This is a genomic window from Streptomonospora litoralis (assembly GCF_004323735.1).
GTDB lineage: Bacteria > Actinomycetota > Actinomycetes > Streptosporangiales > Streptosporangiaceae > Streptomonospora > Streptomonospora litoralis.
Genome location: NZ_CP036455.1, coordinates 120,609 through 141,974 on the forward strand (window position 1 = coordinate 120,609; position 21,366 = coordinate 141,974).

20 protein-coding genes, 1 tRNA gene and 1 pseudogene are annotated in these 21,366 nt (G+C 68.7%); 5 read left to right on the top strand and 17 right to left on the bottom strand.

Annotated features, from left to right (window positions below; genetic code table 11):
- Nucleotides 1-97 precede the first annotated feature (97 nt).
- Nucleotides 98-1,393 (top strand): hypothetical protein, encoded by a 1,296-nt coding sequence (locus EKD16_RS00540; protein ID WP_131096565.1) that lies wholly within the window; start codon nt 98-100, stop codon nt 1,391-1,393.
- Nucleotides 1,394-1,416: 23 nt separating this feature from the next.
- Here the strand turns inward: EKD16_RS00540 and EKD16_RS00545 are convergent, their stop codons facing one another.
- The 3 genes from EKD16_RS00545 to EKD16_RS00555 form a co-directional block, all read right to left on the bottom strand.
- Nucleotides 1,417-1,959 carry a hypothetical protein gene (locus EKD16_RS00545; RefSeq protein WP_131096566.1) on the bottom strand — a complete coding sequence of 181 codons (543 nt, stop codon included), beginning with the start codon at nt 1,957-1,959 and terminating at the stop codon, nt 1,417-1,419.
- A gap of 616 nt (nt 1,960-2,575) precedes the next feature.
- Nucleotides 2,576-3,187: a DUF4352 domain-containing protein gene (locus tag EKD16_RS00550; protein WP_131096567.1), complete on the bottom strand. Its 612-nt coding sequence runs from the start codon at nt 3,185-3,187 to the stop codon at nt 2,576-2,578.
- A gap of 7 nt (nt 3,188-3,194) precedes the next feature.
- On the bottom strand, nt 3,195-3,929 hold the full coding sequence (locus tag EKD16_RS00555) for a hypothetical protein (RefSeq protein ID WP_131096568.1): 735 nt from the start codon (nt 3,927-3,929) through the stop codon (nt 3,195-3,197).
- Between the two features lie 396 nt (nt 3,930-4,325).
- On the opposite strand from EKD16_RS00555, the gene EKD16_RS00560 reads away from it, so the two are divergent.
- The 4 genes from EKD16_RS00560 to EKD16_RS00575 all read left to right on the top strand — a co-directional run bounded on the left by EKD16_RS00560 (nt 4,326) and on the right by EKD16_RS00575 (nt 8,166).
- The gene (locus EKD16_RS00560; RefSeq protein ID WP_131096569.1) at nt 4,326-4,511 is read left to right on the top strand and encodes a hypothetical protein; all 186 of its coding nucleotides are present in this window, start codon (nt 4,326-4,328) and stop codon (nt 4,509-4,511) included.
- Between the two features lie 40 nt (nt 4,512-4,551).
- Nucleotides 4,552-4,755 carry a hypothetical protein gene (locus EKD16_RS00565; RefSeq protein ID WP_165498462.1) on the top strand — a complete coding sequence of 68 codons (204 nt, stop codon included), beginning with the start codon at nt 4,552-4,554 and terminating at the stop codon, nt 4,753-4,755.
- Between the two features lie 111 nt (nt 4,756-4,866).
- The gene (locus EKD16_RS00570; RefSeq protein ID WP_242677166.1) at nt 4,867-7,926 is read left to right on the top strand and encodes an AfsR/SARP family transcriptional regulator; all 3,060 of its coding nucleotides are present in this window, start codon (nt 4,867-4,869) and stop codon (nt 7,924-7,926) included.
- A 166-nt stretch (nt 7,927-8,092) separates the two neighbouring features.
- Nucleotides 8,093-8,166, top strand: a tRNA-Pro gene (locus EKD16_RS00575).
- A 243-nt stretch (nt 8,167-8,409) separates the two neighbouring features.
- Here the strand turns inward: EKD16_RS00575 and EKD16_RS26550 are convergent.
- The 14 genes and pseudogenes from EKD16_RS26550 to EKD16_RS00645 form a co-directional block, all read right to left on the bottom strand.
- A pseudogene (locus tag EKD16_RS26550) lies at nt 8,410-9,483 on the bottom strand (tyrosine-type recombinase/integrase); the annotation flags it as partial.
- A 28-nt stretch (nt 9,484-9,511) separates the two neighbouring features.
- Nucleotides 9,512-9,709 carry a helix-turn-helix transcriptional regulator gene (locus tag EKD16_RS00590; RefSeq protein ID WP_131096571.1) on the bottom strand — a complete coding sequence of 66 codons (198 nt, stop codon included), beginning with the start codon at nt 9,707-9,709 and terminating at the stop codon, nt 9,512-9,514.
- The gene (locus EKD16_RS00595) at nt 9,706-11,400 is read right to left on the bottom strand and encodes a replication initiator (RefSeq protein ID WP_131096572.1); all 1,695 of its coding nucleotides are present in this window, start codon (nt 11,398-11,400) and stop codon (nt 9,706-9,708) included. Before EKD16_RS00595 ends, EKD16_RS00590 begins: the two co-directional genes overlap by 4 nt.
- Nucleotides 11,401-11,427: 27 nt before the next feature.
- A complete protein-coding gene (locus EKD16_RS26300) occupies nt 11,428-11,553 on the bottom strand; it encodes a hypothetical protein (RefSeq protein WP_278248911.1) in 126 nt (41 codons plus the stop codon).
- A gap of 99 nt (nt 11,554-11,652) precedes the next feature.
- Nucleotides 11,653-13,089 (bottom strand): FtsK/SpoIIIE domain-containing protein, encoded by a 1,437-nt coding sequence (locus EKD16_RS00600; protein ID WP_131096573.1) that lies wholly within the window; start codon nt 13,087-13,089, stop codon nt 11,653-11,655.
- A complete protein-coding gene (locus EKD16_RS00605; RefSeq protein ID WP_131096574.1) occupies nt 13,089-13,340 on the bottom strand; it encodes a hypothetical protein in 252 nt (83 codons plus the stop codon). The genes EKD16_RS00600 and EKD16_RS00605 overlap by 1 nt, the downstream gene beginning before the upstream one ends.
- Nucleotides 13,341-13,445: 105 nt before the next feature.
- Nucleotides 13,446-13,883: a plasmid replication, integration and excision activator gene (locus EKD16_RS00610; RefSeq protein ID WP_131096575.1), complete on the bottom strand. Its 438-nt coding sequence runs from the start codon at nt 13,881-13,883 to the stop codon at nt 13,446-13,448.
- Between the two features lie 123 nt (nt 13,884-14,006).
- Nucleotides 14,007-14,828: a protein phosphatase 2C domain-containing protein gene (locus EKD16_RS00615; protein WP_131096576.1), complete on the bottom strand. Its 822-nt coding sequence runs from the start codon at nt 14,826-14,828 to the stop codon at nt 14,007-14,009.
- Nucleotides 14,829-14,831: 3 nt separating this feature from the next.
- Entirely contained in the window at nt 14,832-15,692 is an 861-nt protein-coding gene (locus tag EKD16_RS00620; protein ID WP_242677168.1) for a sigma-70 RNA polymerase sigma factor region 4 domain-containing protein, read from the bottom strand.
- Nucleotides 15,693-15,796: 104 nt separating this feature from the next.
- On the bottom strand, nt 15,797-16,207 hold the full coding sequence (locus EKD16_RS00625; RefSeq protein ID WP_131096577.1) for an ATP-binding protein: 411 nt from the start codon (nt 16,205-16,207) through the stop codon (nt 15,797-15,799).
- A 75-nt stretch (nt 16,208-16,282) separates the two neighbouring features.
- A complete protein-coding gene (locus EKD16_RS00630; RefSeq protein ID WP_131096578.1) occupies nt 16,283-17,071 on the bottom strand; it encodes a Scr1 family TA system antitoxin-like transcriptional regulator in 789 nt (262 codons plus the stop codon).
- A 42-nt stretch (nt 17,072-17,113) separates the two neighbouring features.
- A complete protein-coding gene (locus tag EKD16_RS00635; protein ID WP_131096579.1) occupies nt 17,114-18,607 on the bottom strand; it encodes a hypothetical protein in 1,494 nt (497 codons plus the stop codon).
- 577 nt (nt 18,608-19,184) lie between these two features.
- Complete coding sequence (locus tag EKD16_RS26555) at nt 19,185-19,691, bottom strand: tyrosine-type recombinase/integrase (protein ID WP_394347299.1); 507 nt, start codon at nt 19,689-19,691, stop codon at nt 19,185-19,187.
- Nucleotides 19,692-20,052: 361 nt separating this feature from the next.
- Nucleotides 20,053-21,264 (bottom strand): MFS transporter, encoded by a 1,212-nt coding sequence (locus EKD16_RS00645; RefSeq protein ID WP_131096580.1) that lies wholly within the window; start codon nt 21,262-21,264, stop codon nt 20,053-20,055.
- Nucleotides 21,265-21,366 lie beyond the last annotated feature (102 nt).

Here is a 21,366-nt window from a genome sequence, read left to right on the forward strand (position 1 = left end):
CGGGGCCTCACTCCACTCATCCCACCTTGCCCACTGAGGCCGACTCCGGCCAGTGCGGACGGCCACCGGAATGCGCCGGGCCGCTAGGATTCGCGCGATGAGCAGGACGGCGACGCACACGGCTTCGGTGACACGGCTACCCCTCTATACCCTCGACCTGGCGAGGCGGTACTGGGCTCCACTGCTGTGCGCCTATGTCATCGGGATGTTCCTGCACGACATGATGATGCGCGGTGTCGTGCGGCTGTCGGCCTACGACCAGATCGTCGGCCTGATCGGCATGACCTTCGTCGTGCTCACCCAGCTGACCGTGACCATCGTGATGTTCCACCTGCTGCGGCCGGGCCTGCCTACGGTCGACCGGGAGCTTTTCGCGACCACGAAGGGCGCCGGGGCCGTGGCCGAACGGGAGCGCCGCTGGGTGGACTCGGTGGCGACGGCCATCCTGCCCTTCCTCATCTTCTACAACGCCTGGGGCCGCTTCACCGAGGAGTTCCGCCAGTACAACATCGAGTTGATCAACCAGCGCGGCCTCGAAGGCTTCACGGAGGTCAACGAGATCAACGCGCTCGGCCTGCCGCTGATGATCGCGCTGGCCTCGTTCACGGCGCGGGTGCTGTGCGACCGGTTCTACCGGCGCACCGATAACAAGTTCCTCGGCGTGTGCACGGCCGTGTTCGAGGCCAACTGGATGTTCTTCGGCCTCTTCTCGATCATGCAGATCTACGGCAACATCAAGTCCTGGGTCACCCAGCGCCAGGCCTGGTTCGCGGTCGAGAACGGCATCCTGGAGTCCATGCGCCGCCTCGGCGACGCGACGTCCCTGCCGGTCGAGCAGGGGTACCTCGCGGCGCTGGACCTGTTGGGCCAACTGCTGCAGCACCTGCGCGACGGTCTGTTCGAGCCGCTGCTGTGGCTGACGATCGCGGCGGTGATCTTCGGCGCCAAGATCCAGCGCCACGACGCCCTCTTCCGCAGGGGCACCCGAGCGGGCCGCATCGAGGGCGCGCTGACCTCGTCCGAAAGCGGTGTGGTGCGCCAGTTCCTCGGGCTCATGTGGGCCACGGCCGAGGACCGCTGGACGCCGTTCGTCAACGCCCTCCGCTTCATCCTGCGCGCCAGCCCGGTCTTCTACCTCGGCTTCTGCCTCTACTACGTGCTGCTGGACGTCGCCTTCGCCTGGGTGGAGCGCGGCGTCTTCGTCGTGGTCGGGCCGCACGACTTCCTGAGCTGGTGGTGGCCGTGGCTGACCCCCGTCAGCTTCACCGTCGACGCGCTGCACGAGCTGCTGCGGGTCTGCCTGCTGGCGGCGACCTTCGAGGTCACCCTGCGCAGCCTGGGCTCCTCCAGGCCGGGTCGGCGTGCTCGCGCGCAGGGTCGCGCGCACGCCTGAACGCCGGTGCGGCGCGGGTCCGACTACTTCTGCTCGAAGCGCAGCGACGCCGGAGCCGGGGCGTCCACCCGGCCGGAGGTGGGCACCGCCACCTCGACGGTGAGGGAGTCGACGGCGTCTTCGGGCACCACGAAGCTGACGACCGCGCCGACCTCCTCGCCCGCGGGCAGCGGATCGCTGTTGTCGTCGGTGCATCCGTAGAGCAGTGTCGGCGTCCCCTGCAGGCTGGGCCGCGTGTCGTAGGCCGAGGTCGGCCGCCACCAGCGGCCTTCGCCGTCGACGGCGCGGAACTTGCAGTCGACGAGGCGTTTTCGGGAGGCGCCTTCGCCGGGGGTCAGCTTGAAGACGGCGTCGACGAGGCGGGTGCCCTCGGGCGGGGGCGCCGCCCCTTCCAGTTCGCCGACGAGGACACCGCGCAACTCCCAGCGGGTGCCCACCAGTTCGGCGGCCTCGTCGGACGCCGGGACCATGGTCGGCTCCGGCCGGATCGCGCCCTGGTCCAGCATGTCCTGGCGCTCCATCCACCAGGGCACGCCCAGCGCGATCGGCAGCACCAGCAGCAGCACGGCGACGGCCGGCAGGTGGTGGCGCTTCCACCAGGGGAGGGCGCGGCGGGGGCGCTGACCGCCGGGCGCCGCGGGCGCGCCCGCGTGCGGAGGAGCCGGCGCCGGTGCCTGCGGCGGCGGAGCGAAGCCCGGTCCGCCAGGCGCCGGTCCCCACGGACCGGGCTGAGCGCCGGGTCCGCCGCGGGGATGCTGCGGCGGAGGGCCTGCGGGCGGTCCGGGCGGCGGAGGCTGCGGCCGCGGGTTCCGCGGTTGCTGACCGGGCGGAACCTGCGGGCCGTGTGCGGGCGGCGGTCCGCCCGGTCCGAGCGGACCGCGCCCATCGTGCGGCCCTTGGGGCGGCTGGTGGTGCGCCGGCCCGGGCTGCGGGCTCTGCGGACCCGGGTGTCCCGGCGGGGGCGGCGGTGCCCCGGCGGGGCCGTGCTGGGCGGGCGGGGGAGGCGCGGGTGCCGGCTGATGACCGGGTGGCGGCATAGGACGGCCGCGGTCGGGGCGCGGCGGTTGCCGCCCGGCGGGCGGCTGGTGGTCCGCGGGCGGCTGCTGACCGGACGGCGGCCGCCGTCCGGTCTCGGGCCGTTCCTCGCGGTTCGGGTCGTCAGGGTGCATGTGCGGCGCTTTCCTACGACGTCTCGGTGGGTGAGGGCACGACGACCCGGTCTTCGGGTTGCGCGAGGCGCCGGTCGAGTTCGGAACCGCTCAGTCCGAGGTCGACGTCGGCGCGGGCGCTCAGCCGTCCGTCGATCGACTGGCGGGCGCTCACCTGCAGCGTGGGGTCCTTGAGCCGCTTCTTCGGCACCTCGAAGGCGAGGGCCCCGGTGACGGGGATCCCCGGGTCCAGCGTGGTGCCGGTTCCCCCTGCCATGTCGTTGCTCAGCCAGCGGTTGGCGGAGTACACGTAGCCGTCGCCCATCACGAGTGCGGCGTCGATGTGGAGCAGCGGGGCGGTGGCGGAGGTGATCTCGGCGGTGGCCACCAGCCATACACCCTTCGCCTCGATGGGCCCCGACGAGCCGAGGCCGTCCTCGTCGACCGCGGTCTCGGCGATGCGGACCCGCTCGACCCGAACGGTGAACCGCTCCGCGTCGACGGGTTCGCCGATCTCTCCCGAGTAGGCGATGGGCTCGGTCGCCAGCGTGTCGTCCGGGACCAGCGACTGCGCCATCACGATCAGGCTCAACAGGGTGAGGGTGGCGAAGACGGCTGCTGCGCGGCGCACGAAGGGAGAGGTCACGGCCCGATCACCCCTCACCCAGCGGGAAGCTGATCTGGGCCGCGGCCCGTTCGGTCGGCTGCCAGCGCTTCCTCTGGTCGGTGAAGCCCGAGACGTACTCGTTCTCGTTGAAGGAGACCACCACCTTCTCCTCCTTCTTCGCCAGGGGAGCGACGTCCTCCGGTTGCTCCGTCAGCGCGCCGAGGTCGAAGCCGCCGTCCCCGGCCGGCTCGCCGCCCAGCCCGGCCAGCGGGTTGTCGGAGTCCTCCTCCTGCTGGTTCCGCTTGTCCTCCGCCTCGGCCTTGCGCAGTGTCCAGGTCATCAGAACCTCTTCCCGCATGGCCGGCTGGACCTCGAAGACGAACCCGTCGGGTTGGCGGGCGTAGGTCAGACTCAGCTGGGCGGGGTCGATCCTGCCGGACGGGAAGTCGATCTCGATCGTCCGGTTCAGTTCGCTGACCTGGAAGGGCTTGGTGTGGTTGGAGACGAGGTCGGCGCTGATCCGCAGTGCCGTGAGGCCGTCGGAGCCGGTCGTGAACTCCGCCTTATGGGGGGTCAGTGTGTACATCTTCGTGCGTACCTCGGTGCCCGGCTCCTGCTCCGGTGTGGGGTCGGCCCGCGCCAGCCCTCCGGTCGCCCACAGCGCCAGCGTCGCCACCGCGAACACCGCGGCCGCGACCAGCATGGCGACGGCGCGCCAGAGCGTGCTCTTGGGCAGGACGCCGCCCGGTCCTTTCGGGGAGTCTGGAGCGTGGTGTGCCACGGGCAGGAAGTGTAGAGGTGAACCGCCCCCTTCGTACCGCCGGCGGCCTGATGAGGACAGAAACCCCATGTGTCGGGGACCGGGCGGAGGGGCAGGTGAGCCTGCCGCGCTGAGACCGGCCGATCGCGGCGGATCGGGTGAAAGTGAACTGAAAGCGGCCCGCAAGGCCCCGTCTCTAGTGTGGAAACACGTTCAGCCGGACCGGCACCCGCGGGAGGACGGCCCGCGGGCGCCGGCCGGGCTGCGGCGAATGGGACAGGCCGAGACGAGGCGTGCACGCTGCGGACGCTCTCGCCCGGCCTGTGCGCCCAAAGCCGCGGCCGAGCGTGCAGACACGCCGCGCGGGGAGCAGGCCCCGCCGGTCCGCAGCGCACACGTCCTTTTCGGGAGGCCCCCATGAACCAGGCGACGCTCCAGGACACCATGCTTGTGGATGACGAGTTCGCGCTGATCGTCGCGGGTATCGAGGCCGATGTCACGGCCCGGACCGACCCGTTCTCGGTGCCCGACTTCGAACCGCTTGAAGAAGACGACGGCGACGAGCCCGCTGACAACGAAGACGAGGGCGTCGACTGGCCCTAGTCGGCCTGCGCGCCGCCCGTAGCAGGTGGTAGGGAGAATCATGAAATCAGCTCCGGTGGCGGATGGGCGTCCAGTGGACGAGTGGTTCGCGCAGCTCGTCGCGGAAATCCGGGCGGCGGAGACCGCGAGGATGGACCCGTTCTCGGACCCGTTGCACGAGCGGGAGGCGGAGAGCCCCGAGGTGGTACCCGCCGAGAAGGAGACCGAGGCTCCCGCGGAGAAACCGGAGGAACAGGAGCGCTGAACCGGCGAATCCGGCACCGGCGGTGAACACGCCGCCGCAGGGGATCCAGGGGGGAGTCCTGCGGCGGCGATCCCTCCTTGCGCGCGAACAGCCATTGCTAGAGTGCTGTTCGTGAATTTTGGCGTGCTCGGCCCCATATCGGCGTGGTCGAACGGCGGCGAGTCGGTTCCCGTCGGTGGTCCGCGCCAGCGGTGCGTGCTGGGTGCGCTCCTTGTCGAGCTGGGCAAAGAAGTCACGGTCGAGCGGCTGATCGAGTATCTGTGGGACGACGACCCGCCGCGCACCGCCCGGTCCGTCATCCAGGTGCAGATCTCCCATCTGCGCCGTTCCTTCCCCGACGTCATCCAGACGACCGCCGGGGGCTACCTGGCCGCGGTCGGGCCCGAAATGGTGGACCTGCACCGGTTCCGCGACCTCGTCGCCCGCGCCGGGGAGGCTGACGATGCCGCGGAGGAGGCCGTCCTCTGGGACGAGGCGCTCGCCTGCTGGCGGGGCCGGCCGTTTTCCGGAACCGGCTCGGAACACCTCTACAACTCCGTCGCCCGCCCGCTGCTGGAAGAGCGCTGGACCGCCTGGACCTCCTGGGTCGAGTGCGCCTTCTCGCTGCACCGCTACACCGAAATCGTCACCCGTGTCACACCGCTCGTCCGCGATGACCCGCTGCGGGAGCGGCTGCAGTACTACCTGATCGCCGCGCTGTTCCGCAGCGGCCAGCGGGCCTCGGCGCTCGCCGCGTTCCAGGAGTGCCGCGAGTACCTGGCCGAGGAGCTGGGGGTCGACCCCAGCCCCGAGGTCATGGAACTGCACACGGAGATCCTGCGCGAGACCGAATCGAGCGCGGGTCAGCTCGCCGCCGCGGCGGGCAGCACAGACCGGGCCCAGGCGGTACGGCCGGAGTCCCCCCGGAGCGACAAACCCGAGCAGCGGCCGCCGGCCGAATTCGTCGCACGCAACGACCTGCCGCGCGACATCCCCGACTTCACCGGACGCGAGCAGGACCTCCAGCGCCTCCTGGACCTCGGCGGGAGCGACGAGGCGCGGGCCGAGGTCGCCGTCATCACCGGCCCCGGCGGCGCCGGGAAGACGACACTGGCCGTACACGGAGCCCATCGCCTGGCGACGCGGTTCCCCGACGGGCTGCTGTTCATCGACCTTTACGGCTACACGGTCGAGCAGGAGCCGGTCCCCCCGGCATCGGCGCTGGGCAGCCTGCTCCGGGCTGTCGGCGTCCAGCCGGACGCTATCCCGGAGCCCGTCGAGGAGCGGGCGGCCTTATGGCGGGCGAGCCTGTCCGGGCGGCGCGTGCTGGTCGTCCTGGACAACGTGGCGAACTTCGCGCAGATCAGCCCGCTGCTGGCGGCCGCGCCGGGTTCCCTCACGCTGGTCACCTCCCGCCAGGATCTGCCCGGACTCAGCGGCGCGCAGTACATCTCCCTGGGCATGCTCGGTCCACAGGCGTCGCTGCGCCTCTTCGCCACCGTCCTCGGCTCGTCGCGGGTGGACCAGGAGCCCGACACCGCCCGCGAGGTCGTCCGGATGTGCGGCGGGCTCCCGCTCGCGCTGCGCATCGTGGCCGGGCGCATGCTCAGTCGGCCCCGCTGGACCTTCGAGCACGTCAGGCAGCGCCTCAGCGAACACCACCGGATGTTCCGCGAACTGCGCATCGAGGGGCACAGCGTCGAGGCGGTTTTCGAGCTGTCCTACCAGAGCCTCAACGACGAGCAGCGCCGCGCCTTCCTCATCCTCGGCGTGATGATCGGAAGCACCGTCGACCTGCACGGGGCGGCCGCGCTGCTCGACTGCGACCCGCCCGACGCCGACGACCTGCTGCAGGAGCTCGTCAGCGTCTGCCTGTTCGACGAGCCGAGCGTGGACCTGTACCGCTTCCACGACCTCATCGGCTCCTACGCCAAGGAGAAAGCCGGCACCGACCTCCCAGCCGAGGAGGCCGACGCGGCCCGCCGCCGACTCGCCGACCACTACCTGGACATGGCCAACCGCGCCGCCGACATGATGGGACCGCGCAGCCACCACTACGAGATCGACAGCGGGCGGTCGTCGCGCTACCACAACGAACTTGCCGACCGTGCCGAGGCCACGGCCTGGTTCGAGCGGCACCAGGACAACCTCGCTGCCGCAGTGGATTTCTACGCCGCCGCCGGTCTCGACGAACCGGCCTGGCAGCTGGCCGACTCCCTGTGGCGCCACTACGCCAACCACGGCGAGACCGAACTCCTGATGTCGACCCAGGAGAAAGCCCTCGCGGCGAGCCGCGCGAAGGGCAACGAGCGCGGGAGCGCAGCGACCCTCATCGGCTTGGGGATCGCGCACTGCTTGGCGGGGCGGTTCCAGCACTCGCTGGACCTGCTGAACGAGGCGCGCGGCATCCTCTCGACGATCGACGACGAGCGCGGCCAGGCGCGCGTCGACGCCAGCCTGAGCCTGGTCTACGAGCGTATGGGCCGCTTCCACGAGTCCCTGTCCCACGCCTGGAAGGTCCTCGAGTACGCCCTCTCGGTCGAGGACCGGCAGCTGGAGTCCCTGCAGCGGGGGAACCTCGCAATCGCCTACCAGGTGCTGGGCGACTACGACCGCGCCGTCGAGTTCGGCGAGGCCGCGTTGCGGATCAAGAAGGACGAGGGAGAGTACGACACCGCTGCCGGGGTGCTGTGCACCCTGGGCGAGGTCTACGGGATGCGCGGAGACCCCGACCAGCGGTTCCACTACCTCGGCGAGGCGTTGAGACTGGCTCAGCTGACGGGGTCGCATCGCGAGGAGATCTACATCCGCAACGGCCTTGCGGTCGCCCGGCGCGCGAGCGGCGACATCGACGGCGCTCTTGAAGCCCACCGCGCAGCGCTCGACCTGGGGGAGGAGATCGGCCAGCACAGCGCTGACGCGGAGGTGCTCACCCAACTGGGGTGCACTTACGCGGAGGCGGGCTATGCCGAGGAGGCCCGCAAGGCCCACGAGGAAGCCCTCCGGCTGGCACGGGAGCGGGGCGAGTTGCACATCGAGGGCAAGGCCCTGATGGGACTGGGACTGCTTTCGACCGAGGCCGTCGAGCGCGAGCAGGCCGTCGAACACCTCGCCGGCGCCGCGAAGCTGTTCGCCGACCTGGGCGTCCCCGAGGCCCAGCAGGCCCAGGCCGAACTGGAGAAGCTGGTCTGACAGCGCCCCCTTGCGCCACGGACGGGCGGTGCCGCACCCGATGGTTTCACGGGAAACCGCAGCTCACCCGACCACGCCGCCGACCAATCCCGCCCCGTCAGGTTTCCCACCTGTGGAGCGTGTGCGACCACGCCCTCACGTCCGCTAGACTGTTCTCGGCCGCAAACGGGGTGTAGCGCAGCTTGGTAGCGCGCTTCGTTCGGGACGAAGAGGTCGTGGGTTCAAATCCCGCCACCCCGACGGAAAAACGGGTGTCCACGCAGGTGGGCACCCGTTTTCGTGTGTGCGGGGGTTGTGGGCGCTCAGGGGCCGGTGCAGACTCAGGCGCACATGCTCCGGGGCGGTTGGCCTCTTGGAGCGCGCCGCAGCGGCCTTCATCCGCCCGGCGTCCATGGCGTCGGCGACCTCGTCCAGGCGGTCCGGGAAGAGGTGGCCGTAGGTGTCGAGCGTCATGGTCGCGGTCGCGTGGCCGAGCATCTGCTGAACCACCTTCACGTCCGCGCCGGCTGCGATGGCGAGTGACGCGGCGGTGTGCCGGAGCTTGTGCGGAGTCAGGCCGAGTCCATCGAGGCCCGCGTCCTTGCGCGCGTTGTTGAACTCGCGCATGCGCCAGTTGTGGATGCGCAGCGGCGCACCGCGCTTGGTGGTGAAGACGTAGGCGTCGGGGTCGCGGTTCTCGACAAGCGGAGCGAGTTCCGGGACGAGCGACGCGGGGATGGGCACGGTCCGGCGTTCGCCGGTCTTGGGCACGTCTTCGGTCGCTTCGCCCTTGACCTCGGAGAAGGTGACGGCGACGCGGATGCGCCGCTTGGCCAGGTCGACCCGATGGACGCGCAGGGCCGCCGCTTCACTCCAGCGGAGTCCGGTGTAGGCGAGCAGCAGCACGAGCGCGCGGTTCACCGCCGACGCTGCCGACTTCTGGCGGTACTTGGTGCGCAGCTCCGCCGCCGCGTTGGCGAGCGTTTCCACCTGGTCATAGGTGAGGTAAACGTGTTCGGCTTCGCTGGCCTTGGGGAGCTTGAGGCCTTGCGCCGGGTTGAACGGGATCCGGCGCGGGACGCACCAGCCGAGGACCATGGACAGCACCGCGTGCGCGTGCTGGGTCTGGGAGGCACCGAGGTTGCTCCCGCCCTCGTCGCGCGGCTTCTGAAGCTCGGCGATCCAGACGGCGATGTCCTCGCTGTGGATCGCGTCGAGCGGGAGTTCTCCCCAGCGGTCGAGGACGTGGTTGTCCAGGAGACTCCGGTACTTCCACCAGGTGGCGCGCTTGATGTCGGTACGTGTCCCTAGCCATTTGTCGGCCATCGCGCCGAGGGTGACCTTGGACGCGGCCGGATCGCGGTAGGAACCGGCGTTGAGGCTGGATTCCAGGTCGTTCTGCCGCTTCTCGGCGTCCGGCTTCTTGCGGTAGGTGCCGCCGCTCTTGGGTTTTCCCGCGGGGTCGTAGTACCGGACTTGCCAGCGGGCCGGAGGGGTGCGCTTGGCCGCCTTGGCGTTGGCGACGGCGTCGCGGTACCCCTTGTCGCGCGTGCGGTCGTAGATCCACACCCGAGCCATGCGCTTTTCCTCTTCCCTATCTCTGCCGCTACTGCGAGCGGACCCAGGCGTGGACTTCAGCGGGGACGTAGCGCAGGTACCGCCCGACGCGGTGCGAGGGCGGACCGTCGCCCTTGTAGCGCCATTCGTAGAGCGTCTTCGCCGGGACGCCGAGGAAGCCGGCGGTTTCCCGCACGGACCAGAGTTGCGCGGGGATGCTGTGGCCTTGCGTCGCGGCGGTCGTCATGCGGCCCTTTCCGGAGTTGCCGAAGAAGCGTCGGATCGCTGTTGCCGAACGGCGTCGAGTTGGGCGCGGCGCTTGAGCGCTTCGCCGACCGCCCGCAGTAGGCGGTGTTCGCGCGGCGGGACGTCGGGATCGGTGGGGCGTGCCAGCTCCCAGGCGTGATTGCCGGAAGAATCCGCCGAGAAGACCGGAGCGGGGCCGCCGTCGCCCTGGCCCTCGTCGGGGTCGGCGTCGGGATCCACGCCCAACGCGTCGAGGACCCAGCGCAGCCGGTCCGCCTTGTGATCGGCGACGGTCTTACCGGACCACTTGCGCGAGACCAGGACACGGCGCCCGGCATAGCCGAGGTGTTCGCGCCGATGGGCTTTGGAGCGGCAGAAGCCCGGAGCCATGCCCGCCTTGGGGTTGTCCGGCTGGATGCCGTAGCGCAGCCAGTTCGCACACTTCGGCGAGCAGGGTTCGAACCGCAGGGCTTCCACGAGCCGGTCAACGTGGCGCTGTTGGGCGTCGGTGTCGACGGCGTGGCATTCGGCAATGTCCTTGGTCAGGTACTTCGCCAGGTACCGGACGCACCGGTCGGCGTCATCGGTGCCGGCCACCACGCCCTTAGCGTCGACCTGCGGCCCGAACCGGACCACGTGCATCGGTTCGGCCGAAGGGTCGGCGTCGCGGGCATCGAGCGCCTGTTCCCAGGTGGGCAGCACTTCACCGGTCGCCATGTCGACATAGCCGCCGATCGACTCGTCCCAGGCGGGCAGGTTGTCAGCCGTATAGACGGCCTCGTCGGCGGCAGGCCACCACACTTGGTGATACGTGGCCGCCGCGATCTGGCGCAGCTCGGCACGCGGGATGGTTCCCCTCGTCGCCATGTGCAGGTGTGGCGCCAGCCGCCTTTGCGGTTCGACGGTGGCGAAGTACTGCACATCGAAGCCCGCCACGCGCCGAAGGTTCTGCACGAACCGGTCGATGAGCTTGGAGAAGTGCAGCGCGTCCCGAGCCGCCCGCCGGTAGTCGTACGTGGACGGATCCACCGGTGTGCCGTCCGCCTTCACCCGCCCGTAGCTGTCGCACGTCAGTGTCACGAACAGCGACGGCCGGAAGATCTTCCCGGTCGCCGGATCCTCGTAGGAGCGCCCCACGGTCGTTTTCGCCATCTGCCGTTTCGGCAGGTCCGGCGCGTCCTGGCGCCGCTTGGTAGAGCGCACCCGACGAGCACCGCCCGACGAGGACGAGCCCCGCGAAACCGACCCGCGCAGCCCTGACGCGGTGATCTCCGTATCCAGGTCGGCGATGGCCTGATCGAGCGCGGCCACCTCGTCGGGAGCAGCGCCGCCCGCGTTCACGAGCCGATCCCGCTCGGCGGTCACCAGCGCGCGGCGTTCAACCCACGCCTGTTGAACCTCGGAAGGCTCCTCCGGTGTGACGGTCGGATCCTCGGCGAGGTGCCAGCCCTCTTCGCACTGGCTGCGCCGGATCGAGCGCTTGCGCTTGGCACAGGAGGGGCACCGGGATTCCAGCGTGGAGCTGCACGGCACGTCCACGATCTCGGTTCGGCCCGTGGCGATGTCGGTGCGGCGCAGCGATACCGGGCGGATGCAGACGCCTTTGTCTGCGGCGATCTGCTCGGCCACCTCACGGGCGAGCGGTTGCGCTTGGCGCTCGGCTCGGGTGGACTTACCGGTCGGGGTTGGCATTCCGGCTCCCTTCCGCTCGGAACGAAGTCACGAGGTGACCGCGGTGAAGCGACGCAGGACGCTTTCTGAGGAACGGGCGACCTGGAAATTCATGACGGTCATCTGCGCTCCGATGGCCGTCGTGGGGATAGGCAACGTGATCAGGGGGTTCACTGCGGGTTCCCTCGGATGGACCATGCTCGGAGCCGTCGCTTTCGCTTTGTTCGCAAGCATCGCTGCGGTGTGCGGGGACCGGCTGAGGAGAACCCGGCATCAGACCGAGTCCTCCGCGCGCGAGGCCGCATAGCTCTCGGCCATGTGGTCGATGTCGGCATCGGTGACGAACGCGGCCCGCACCCGCACCGGGGCCGGCGAACCCTCCAGCTTCACGAAGGCGACGCCGGGTAGGTCGGGGTCGATGAGGTGGGCGTTGCCGCCCCGGTCCCGCGCCCCGTCCCCGAGGACCATGTCGACCTGGCTTGCCTCGTCCAGCCGGAGCGCGATCTTGTCCGGGAACAGGTTGCGCAGGTTCAGCACCTCCTTGCGCGGATCCTGCAGCGCCGCCAGGACGCAGAACCCGACCGACCGTCCCTGACTGGTCAGGGTGGCGATGGCGTTCTCCGCACGGCGCCGGATCTCGCGCTCGGGGTGGTAGGCGGTCAGGAACGCGACCTCGTCGAGAACCACCACCACGAACGGATCCCGCGTGTTGGGCACGTGGACCCGTTTGCGGCCCGCATAGCGCTCGGCGCGTTCCTGCATCGCCCCGACAGCGTCTTCCAGGAGGGACACGGCCTCGTCGGCGGCGTCGGCGTAGCGGGCGAACAGGTTGCGTCCGTAGGAGAGTTCCATCCGCTTGGGATCGATCGCCCACACCTGCGCCGCCCCCGCATCGATCGCCGGGACCATGGCCCGGATGGTCGACCACAGCACCGACCCCTTGCCCGCACCCGTCACCCCGACGGTGAGGACGTGGGTGCCGTGCAGCCGCAGGTTCCACGGTTGCCCGTCCTCGCAGCGCCCCACGGGCAGTGCGCCCAGGTCCACATCCTGGGGATCGTCGGGCACGGGTAGCGCGTCGATCTGCTCGGCGAGCATGTCCCGCCGGGGGAACTCCAGCACCAGATCCCGCGGCCCGCGCACCTCGACGCGGCACGACGGGGCGCCGAAGCCGTGCGCCAGCTCGGACACGCGCTGTTCGAACTCGGCGGGGGCGGTGCCGGCCACCAGCTTGACCCGCACCCGATCGGCCCACGCCGAGCAGGTCACCCCCCGGATCTGCGGCAGGTACTGGCGTTCGAGGTAGGACTCGGCCAGGCCGGAGACGACGAGGACGGGTTGCCAGTGGCGGCGGTAGATCCAGAACCGGCGCCAGGTCGCCAGCGCCCGCAGCGCCACACGGGCCTTGAAGGAGTGCGGCCAGCGCCGCCACCACACCAACAGAGCTATGTCGGTGATCGTCCACAGCGCCGCCAGCCCGAGCCATCCGGTCAGCACGTAGACGGTCACTGAGACGGCGACCGTGGCGACCGAGACGGGGAACTGGACCGGCAGGAGGACGAGCAGCCGCAGGAAGCGCCACAGCCACCCGGTGAGGATGAAGATCCCCGGCGTCTCGACCACCGGGGTCGTGAAGCGCACCGCTTGCGCGGGCACGGGAGCGGTGGGCCGCTGGACCTGGGAGGCGCCCGCGCTGGAGTTGCCCAGCATCACCGACCACCCCCGACCCCGGCGTCGGCGCGGACGGCGTCCAGCTCGGCACGCGCCTCGTCGGCGACCGCGTTGGTTTCGGTGTCGTCGGTCTGGGCGGCGATCCGATCGAGGATGCTGGACTTCCACGCCAGCAGCGCCGCATCCGGGCGCGGTTCGGAGCCGTTGAAGGCGGCGTTGCGGTGGGCGCGCACGGCGTCCATGAACGCGGTGATCTCGCGGATGCTCACCCGCGCAGGCTGTTGGGACATACTGGGGACACACCTCTTCCAGGGATTACGTAGGTCTCGCAGGGGTGGAAGGGGCGGCCGGGTGCGCCAACACCACAGGCCGCCCCGCTTGCAGGCGCGGGACGTTCAGCCCGCGTCCTTACCGCCGGAGCCACCGGCACCGGATGCCGCAGCGGCCGGGGCCTTGCGGGAACCACCGCCGCCGGGCGTCTTCACACCGCGCGCCCGCAGCGAGTACGCGACGCGGGGACGCCGGCCCGAGTCGTCGACGTAGGGCATCACCGACATCTGCTCGAACTCGACGGGCCGGAAGGGCAGGCCGGGGACCTCGTCGGGCAGGGTCGGGCAGTGCTCGGCGGCCACCTTCACCTTCACGCTCTTGGCCTTGCCGCGGGCTTCGGGGTCGGCGTCGATCACGTCCACCGCCCACAGCGGCAGCCCGGACACCTTGTCCATCTGCGGACGCTTGGTCTCGAAGTCGGTGATCGCCTCCACCGACAGCGCGTAAGCGCCGTGCGGGAACACCGTCCCGAACTCCACCGGCAGCGCACCCTGAATCGCCATCTCTCCGCCTCTCTTAACTCTGTATGCCCCCCTAGACAGTGTGGATCGTCCACCACAGCGAGTGCTGTCTAGGGGTATGGACAGAAGGTAGCGCGTCGAAGCGGCGATTGTCTAGGGGGATACTCAGGCGGGGGTGTGTCCGTAGACGACCGTCGCGTCATCGTGGTTCTTGGCGCGCGGCCACCGCTGCCCCTGCGGGTCACTGTTCTCGGCTTCCCGTACCCGTGCGATCAGTGCATCCGGGCCAGCGTCGGCGAGGGTGTCGAGAGTGTCGCGCCAGGTGGCCAGGCCGAAGCGGTCGGCCAGGCGGGTAGCGCCGTCGCTGAGCAGCGCCACGGCGGCCACCTCGTCGAGCCCGACGCGGCCGGTAATGGCCTCGTCGGCGGCACCCGGATCGGTGTTGGCGACCCAGAACTCGCCGGGGCGGTTGCGGTGGTCGGCCAGGGCCGCGACGTAGTCGCGCACCGCCTGCTCGTGCTCGGGCGTGCCGGTGGGCAGCGCATCCATGGGCTTTCGCAGTTCCGCGCCGACCACGGCTTCCCGGTCGTCGGTGACCACCTCGGGGGAGGTGCCAGCGCGGTCGAGGACGAGCGAGGAGTCCGCTAGGACCAGGTACTCCAGTTCGCTCGCATCCCACCGCAGCGCCACGACGGTGGATGAGGGCGTGTCGGAGTGCTTGAGGTCGCAGGTGTCGGCGTGCAGCCGGTTCACCCGCTCGATGCTGCTAGCCAGCGCACCGGCGAGCGTGTCGCCTGAGCTGAGCGCGCTCAGCAGTAGCCCGCCCAGGGTGTGGGAGTACCAGGCGACCCCGTGCACGCATCCGGATTCCGTGCCGGGCGGGGTGCCGGCACCGTCGAGCAGCACGGCCGCGTCGGTGCCCACGGCGGCGAAGTCCTCGTTGGGCCGGTCGGGTTTGGCAGGGGCGGTGGCCAGACGGAAGGGCACGGATCAGTCCTGGTCGTGGCGGTATACGGGCGTGATCAGTTCAGCGCGCTCGGGTTCACCGGTGTCGGGGTTGTACACCGTGCGCACCAGCGTCGAGAACCGCTCGGCACCGACCTGGCCCCACAGTGAGGCGATCTCGCCGTTGAGCAGGTGAGCGACCCCGCGCGAACCCTGCGGGTGGATTCCGGCGATGGCCAGGAACGTGCCTTGACCGTCCGGCCGGGCAAGCCGCCCGAGGTAGGCGACGTCCATGGGCTCTTGCGGATCCATCTCCTGACCGGAGCGGTAGCTCTCACCCGTGCGCGTGTCATGCAGCAGCCACAGCCCCGGTTCCGCGCGCTCCCACCGGATGACGGGGTCGGTTTCGTAGGCGTTGCGCATGGGCTCGGACATGGCCGGTCCGCAGACCACGACGAGGTTGGAGCGGTTGAGGTCGATGTGGCCGTCCACGGTGACGTGGTCTGAGACGGCCTGCATGTCGAAGGAGCGCACCAGCTCCTCTAGCGCTTGGCCCGTGGCCATGTCGTCGAGCGACAGCACGGGCCGGTCCTTGACCTGGTCATAGCGCAGCGGGGTCGCCACGGTGACCGTGCCCAGGCCGAGGAAGGCCGCTTCCGGCGCAGGGCCGGTGTGGCGGATCTGGTGGATGCGCCCGCGGCTCAGCCCTGCCTTGTCGGCGATCTGGGCATAGGACATGCCCTGGGCGTGCAGGTCCTGGATCAGGCGCCGCCGCAGGCGGGAGAGTTCGGTGACCTCCTGCTGGGCTTCGGCCAGGCGCTCTGTGGCAGCGCGCAGCAGCTCGAAGGGGTCTTCGATCTCCGCTATGCGTTCGAACTGGCCCGGCATCAACGCTCCCTCGGTCACTCGGACCGAGTCTAGGACCCTAGACAGAGCAGGCGAAACGTCCGCCCCGGTCTCAGCATCGACCACCCGGAAGCGCGTACGCCGCCGAGGCATGCGCGGACCGCTCATGAAGGCCCGTCGGTGACCAGCTTCGCCCACACCCGCAACCCGAACGGGTCCGGCTCGAAGCCCCAATCTTTGGATAGCGCGGCCACGATGGCCAGGCCCCGACCGTGGTCGTCGACCGCGCCGAGATCTGCCGGCGGCCGGGCGGTGGGCGTGGAGTCGCCGCCGAGGTCGACCACGGCCACCTGCGCCGAGGCGGGTTCGGCCTCGACGTGGACGACGAAGGGGCCGCACCATTCGCCGCTCAGGGAGTGTTGGACCGCGTTGGTGGCGAGCTCGCTTATGACGAGCTCGGCCGGATCGGCTAAGGGATGGCCGTCCATCACGGCGCGGGTGAAGGCGCGGGCTTGGGCGACTTCGGTCGGGAGACCGGGGAACATGCGGGACCAGCTGACCATCGTGATCACCACCGTCTAGAGGGCTATACACCGCAGTGATGTGCAGAGTAGGCCACCGACAGCCGGTGATTCAACGAATTCACTGAATCAGTGTGCAAGCTCCTCGAAGTCCCGCCGGATGCGCGCCAACAGCTCGGCCGCCTCCTCGCCGGTCACCGCCACCGCTTCGAGCCGGGCATAGGCGTCGACGTAGGTAGCAACCGCGTCCGGCTCGGTGATGGTCATCTGCGCCGTGAACGTCTCCACCACCACGGCCTCGTCGTCGAACACCGCGAACCCGTGCGGAGGCACCACCGGCAGCGGCACCGACCACGGCACGACAGCCAGGCGCACGTTCGCCATCTCGCAGGCCCGAGCGACGCGGTCGAGCTGTTCCGGCATCATCGATCCGTCCGCCGGCCACGTCCGAAGCGCACCCTCAGTGACGACGAACCCGAAGTCACACCGGGCGTCGCCAATCCGGTCGACCAGCGGAGAGGGAGATGCGCCGGCCGCATTCGCGTACTCGGAAGACCTCAGCGCACGCGGAACCATCGCCGACTGAAACTCGCGCACCGTGGCAGCGCCCCGCTCCCACCGCCGAGCAGCGTCACCGAGCAGCGACACTCCGGCATCAATCCGGCGATCTCGGCGATCGGCGTAGGCACCCCGAATCCGGGCGCGCAGTGAGGCAGCCGCATTCGCGTTGACGGGCAGCGCAGCGACGACCTGCTCGACGGTCATGGGATCATCAATACGACGCCCGTTCTCGATTCGCGAAACCGTCGACTGGACGACGCAGGCTCTCCTTGCTAATTCGCGCCCGGATAGACCGCATTCTTCACGTATTTCTCGCAGTCGCCGCCCCAGTGAGGGTAGGTCGTCTTCTTCGGTCATGTGGCAGATGCGTCGATTCTATAGCCAGCGTTTCTGGTGTTGCTAATCGAAGTTCTGTATATGCCCGAGTTCTCGAGCATAGTTTCGGAGTTTGGTGAGAATGTACACAGAAATGTCCGCGCGATTTTTAGGGGTCAAAAAGTCGCCTTTTCGCCATGCAAATTCTAGGCAGACGGCATCTTGTTCGAGGTAGAATGAAGCATCGGGGAGTAGTGGAGTAAAGTCCAACTGGGTTTCGGCTTGGAAATTACTACTCTCGATATCTTGGGATCCTAAAAACGTTTCTATTCCCGCGAGGATGGCTCGATTTAGTGGCTTGTCGCGAGCTGCAGTGAAACCCTTTTCCGATAGCAGCGTAAACGCTGGGAGGGATACGGTTGATGGTGTTCCGCGAGTTTCAAATGTAGGAGTGACTGTGCCGTTCAAATATTTCCCGATATCGCTTCTGCTGATGGTTCTAGCGATTGAGTAGTTATCAGGAAAGTTGATTCCGAGATCTTCAAGATCCTTTGTGGCTGTGGAAGAATATTTTCGAAGCAGGGGAATGCTAACAGCGGGGGGAAGACCGAAAGTTCTGGCATCCAGTTGGACGATCATCTGGGTTAAGAGCCCTCGATGATCTCTCCACCAACGACCCACTTCGCTCGACTTGGTGGCGTCCAGCAAGGCATTGCCGTCGACAAGACCAAACCTGGTGCTGTTGGTTAGCTGTGTCAGCACACCGGCGTCGGGGCTCTCCGACACAAATACGACAACAAGGCGTACGGGCTTGCGTGTTTCCTGGAGAATTCTAACCCGACGATTAGTGAAGTCATCGGATATGTGACGGAGGTAATCGCCGAGACTTCGGTACTCCTCGGCTGCATAGTCTTCAGGGTTGACGCCGAGCAACTCCAGGGATTCTACACTATTGGACATCTCCAAGGTGTGAGTGGCAATGGATGGCCAAGACTCTGGAGAAGGACCTTGGATTTCAGATGGTATGGCTACTGGAGATCTCCCAGCAATTTCTATGTAACCTCGAGCCATTTCAGAAGCTAGGGGTTCTGCTGTTTCTGGCCAAAGAATCAGGACCCTTTTTCCCAGAGTAGGCTCTCGCAAAAACCTCTTGATATTGGCCAGTTCGGCGTTATCCGCTGGATTGCTTTCTCTGTGGTCGATATTTACTGGAATAACACGATCTTCGTTCGCTGGAAAGTTCTGGGTCGCATGCTGCACCCTCGTTTTTAGAGCCTCGAAGGTGACGTTCCCTGAATGTTCGACAGTCTCAGTGTAATGTTGGGGGTGGAAGGTTCGTAGGCTATGGGCGAGCGTCGTCTTTCCGGTTCCAGAGGCGGCGAATACGGGCATAAACAGGCCTTCACCGCGTGCTTTGATGCTTTCCGCTGCGATCTCGAACGTCTTCGAAGTGGACTCGGGGGGCGCCACGACCAGCTTTGCCAATTCTGATCCGACATATTCAATTAATTGTTCATAGCGGGCCGGGAATACTAGTTGACGAAGTACGTGTTCGGTTGGATTAGGAGATTCCGACACTATCCATTCCAAACTAGTTGGGCGGGCTAATATTGGTTGCCGAATTGGGCTGTATGGAATCAAGGCGGCGGCACTGCGCCGCCGCTGCGGTTTGCTGGGGGTGTGCTCGGGCTGCGGGCTGGCGCCCGGTCCCGAGCACACCCCCAGCCGCCGCCGGGTCTTCGTAGACGCATCGCATGATTGCCCTCCAAGCCCTCCGGGCGTCCATGACTATGGTGACGTTTCGCGCAGACAAACCGTTGCCTGTTGCTGAACTCGGGTTGATGACGTTCTGGGTCCCGAGGCACTCGGTCGCGCGACTCTGTCTGTCTCGGGTGGCCGGCACCAGCGCGACCGAGCACCTCGGACCGGGGCCGTGGATGCCGAGCGCCTTGGGTTGCCGGAAGCGCGGAGTACCGTGGACGGGCCAGCGCGCCGATGAGGACAGGACACCACACCGTCGGGGCGCGCCTGCTCTGGTTCGCGTCAGCCGATGCACATTTGATGCACACGGCGCCAGGACACCCCCGGTACCGCCGGGAAGCGGTAGGCATCAACGGGTGCTCTGACCAGCGGTGTATCCGCCCCGCCGCTGGCCCTACCTACCCCCGATCACACGAAGAGGTCGTGGGTTCAAATCCCGCCACCCCGACGGAAAAACGGGTGTCCACGCAGGTGGGCACCCGTTTTCGTGTGTGCGGGGGTTGTGGGCGCTCAGGGGCCGGTGCAGACTCAGGCGCACATGCTCCGGGGCGGTTGGCCGTGCTGGGGCCGCGTTGGCGCGAGCGGCGGCGGCCTTCATCCGCCCGGCGTCCATGGCGTCGGCGACCTCGTCCAGGCGGTCCGGGAAGAGATGGCCGTAGGTGTCGAGCGTCATGGTCGCGGTCGCGTGGCCGAGCATCTGCTGAACCACCTTCACGTCCGCGCCGGCTGCGATGGCGAGTGACGCGGCGGTGTGCCGCAGCTTGTGCGGAGTCAGGCCGAGTCCATCGAGGCCCGCGTCCTTGCGCAAAAGTCGGCCCCTTCGAGGGTACGCGCGGCCCCCTGCCCGCGCGGACCCGGCCGGAACACTGCGGCGCCGCCTCCCAGGCCCCGCGCCCGCCACGTCCGACGTTCGGGAGTCGGCCGCGGCGATCGTGGCGAAAATTCCAATGAACGCCGCTGGATTTCGTCATACGGCCACGATCGCCGCGCCGCCCTGCGACATAACGGGCACGCGAGCGCCTCCCGGCTCCCCGGCCTCCTCGCCGCCCCGTCGGCTGCGCCACCGGCGGGCATCCGGCCCGATGGGCGCGGGCCCGGCCCCGCTGCCGCTTTCCAGCCGAGTCCGCCCGACACCCCGGAGACCAAAAGGCCCACAACAAGGCCACAGCAGACCGGCGTTCGTGAACACGGCTTAGTCGACGTTGGGCCGGCGCGGCCCGTCCGGGCGGCCGCCGGTGGACCGCAGCCGCGGCGTGGGTGGGTCAGGTCTGCGGGAGGCGGCGTTCGGTCTCCTCGGGCTCGGGGACTGGGGATACGGGGGCAGTCGTCTCGTGGCGCGGGCGCAGGTGGCGAACTTCGGGGAGCAGGGTGGCGAGGCCGATGAGGGCCAGGACCACCCCGAACCAGAGCGGGCCGCGCAGGTCGGTTGCCGCGAGGGCGAGGCCGCCTCCTGAGGAGCCGATGATCACGCCCAGGGTGATGAACGACGCGTGCACCGTGTTGACCAGGGGTCCTGCGTTGGCGGCCCGCTGGACGCGGGTGATCATGGCGGGATTCATCGTGACGCCCACCAGCCCGATGCCCATCATCGCCGCGACCGCCCACACCTGGCTCTGCGCCAGCAATGCGAAGCCGGTGAGGAAAACCGCGTTCAGCATCAGCCCCGCGCTCAGCGTCGTAATGGTGTGGCGGTCGGCCAGGCGGCCGACCGCGTAGTTGCCCACCAGGGTCGCCGCGCCGTAGGCCACCAGGAGGAGGGGGACCGAGTCCACGCTGAATCCGCTGAGCCGGGTGAGGATCGGGTTGAAGTAGCTGAATGCCGCGAATGTGGCGCCGATGATCAGCGTGGAGGTCGACAGCGCGAGCCAGAGCCGGCGGTTGGCGAAAGCGGTCAGCTCGCCGCGGAGGCCTCCGCTGTGTTCGGCGCGCTCCAGGCTCGGGACTCCGGCCGCGGTCACCGCGACGGCGCCGAGGGTGAGTAGCGCGACTCCCCAGAATGCCGCCCGCCAGCCCCACAGCCCGCCGACCCAGGTGGCCAGAGGCAGGCCGAGCAACGTCCCCGTCATGAGGCCGGTCATCACCACGGCCGCGGCGCGAGCCCGCTGCTCGGGGCCGGTGAGACGCGCGGCGAGCGACAGGGAGGTTCCGATGAAGGCCTGGGCTGCGGCTCCGGTGACGATGCGGGCCGCCAGCATCACGCCGTAGCCGGGACTGAGCGCGGCCATGAGGTTGCCGGCGAGGAAGACGCCGAAGAGGATCATCAGTGCCCGTTTCGGGGGAATCCGCAGTAGCGCAACAGTGAGCACGGGACCGCCGACGGCCATCGCCGCGGCGAAGGCGGTGATGAGGTAGCCGATCTGGGGGATGGTCACCCCGAGTCCGGCGGCCAGTTGCGGCATCAGGCCGGCGACGAGGAACTCGCTGGTGACCATCGCGAAAACGCCGAGCGCCATGATGGCGACGGATCTAGGCACGGGTTTCCTGCTTTCTGGTTTTGGACTGATCGGTTCAAAATGCGAGCATGGCGGCGGCGAAGGCACACATGTGTCCTCGCTTCGGTCGACCGGCCGACCTCT

What these genes read in the sequence shown, in the direction of transcription:
- EKD16_RS00630 (WP_131096578.1), bottom strand. Translation starts at nt 17,071, where the DNA reads ATGACCGAAGAAGACGACCTACCCTCACTGGGGCGGCGACTGCGAGAA.
- EKD16_RS00600 (WP_131096573.1), bottom strand. Translation starts at nt 13,089, where the DNA reads ATGCTGGGCAACTCCAGCGCGGGCGCCTCCCAGGTCCAGCGGCCCACC.
- EKD16_RS00595 (WP_131096572.1), bottom strand. Translation starts at nt 11,400, where the DNA reads ATGCCAACCCCGACCGGTAAGTCCACCCGAGCCGAGCGCCAAGCGCAA.
- EKD16_RS00560 (WP_131096569.1), top strand. Translation starts at nt 4,326, where the DNA reads ATGAACCAGGCGACGCTCCAGGACACCATGCTTGTGGATGACGAGTTC.
- EKD16_RS00565 (WP_165498462.1), top strand. Translation starts at nt 4,552, where the DNA reads ATGAAATCAGCTCCGGTGGCGGATGGGCGTCCAGTGGACGAGTGGTTC.
- EKD16_RS00605 (WP_131096574.1), bottom strand. Translation starts at nt 13,340, where the DNA reads ATGTCCCAACAGCCTGCGCGGGTGAGCATCCGCGAGATCACCGCGTTC.
- EKD16_RS00540 (WP_131096565.1), top strand. Translation starts at nt 98, where the DNA reads ATGAGCAGGACGGCGACGCACACGGCTTCGGTGACACGGCTACCCCTC.
- EKD16_RS00590 (WP_131096571.1), bottom strand. Translation starts at nt 9,709, where the DNA reads ATGACGACCGCCGCGACGCAAGGCCACAGCATCCCCGCGCAACTCTGG.
- EKD16_RS00610 (WP_131096575.1), bottom strand. Translation starts at nt 13,883, where the DNA reads ATGGCGATTCAGGGTGCGCTGCCGGTGGAGTTCGGGACGGTGTTCCCG.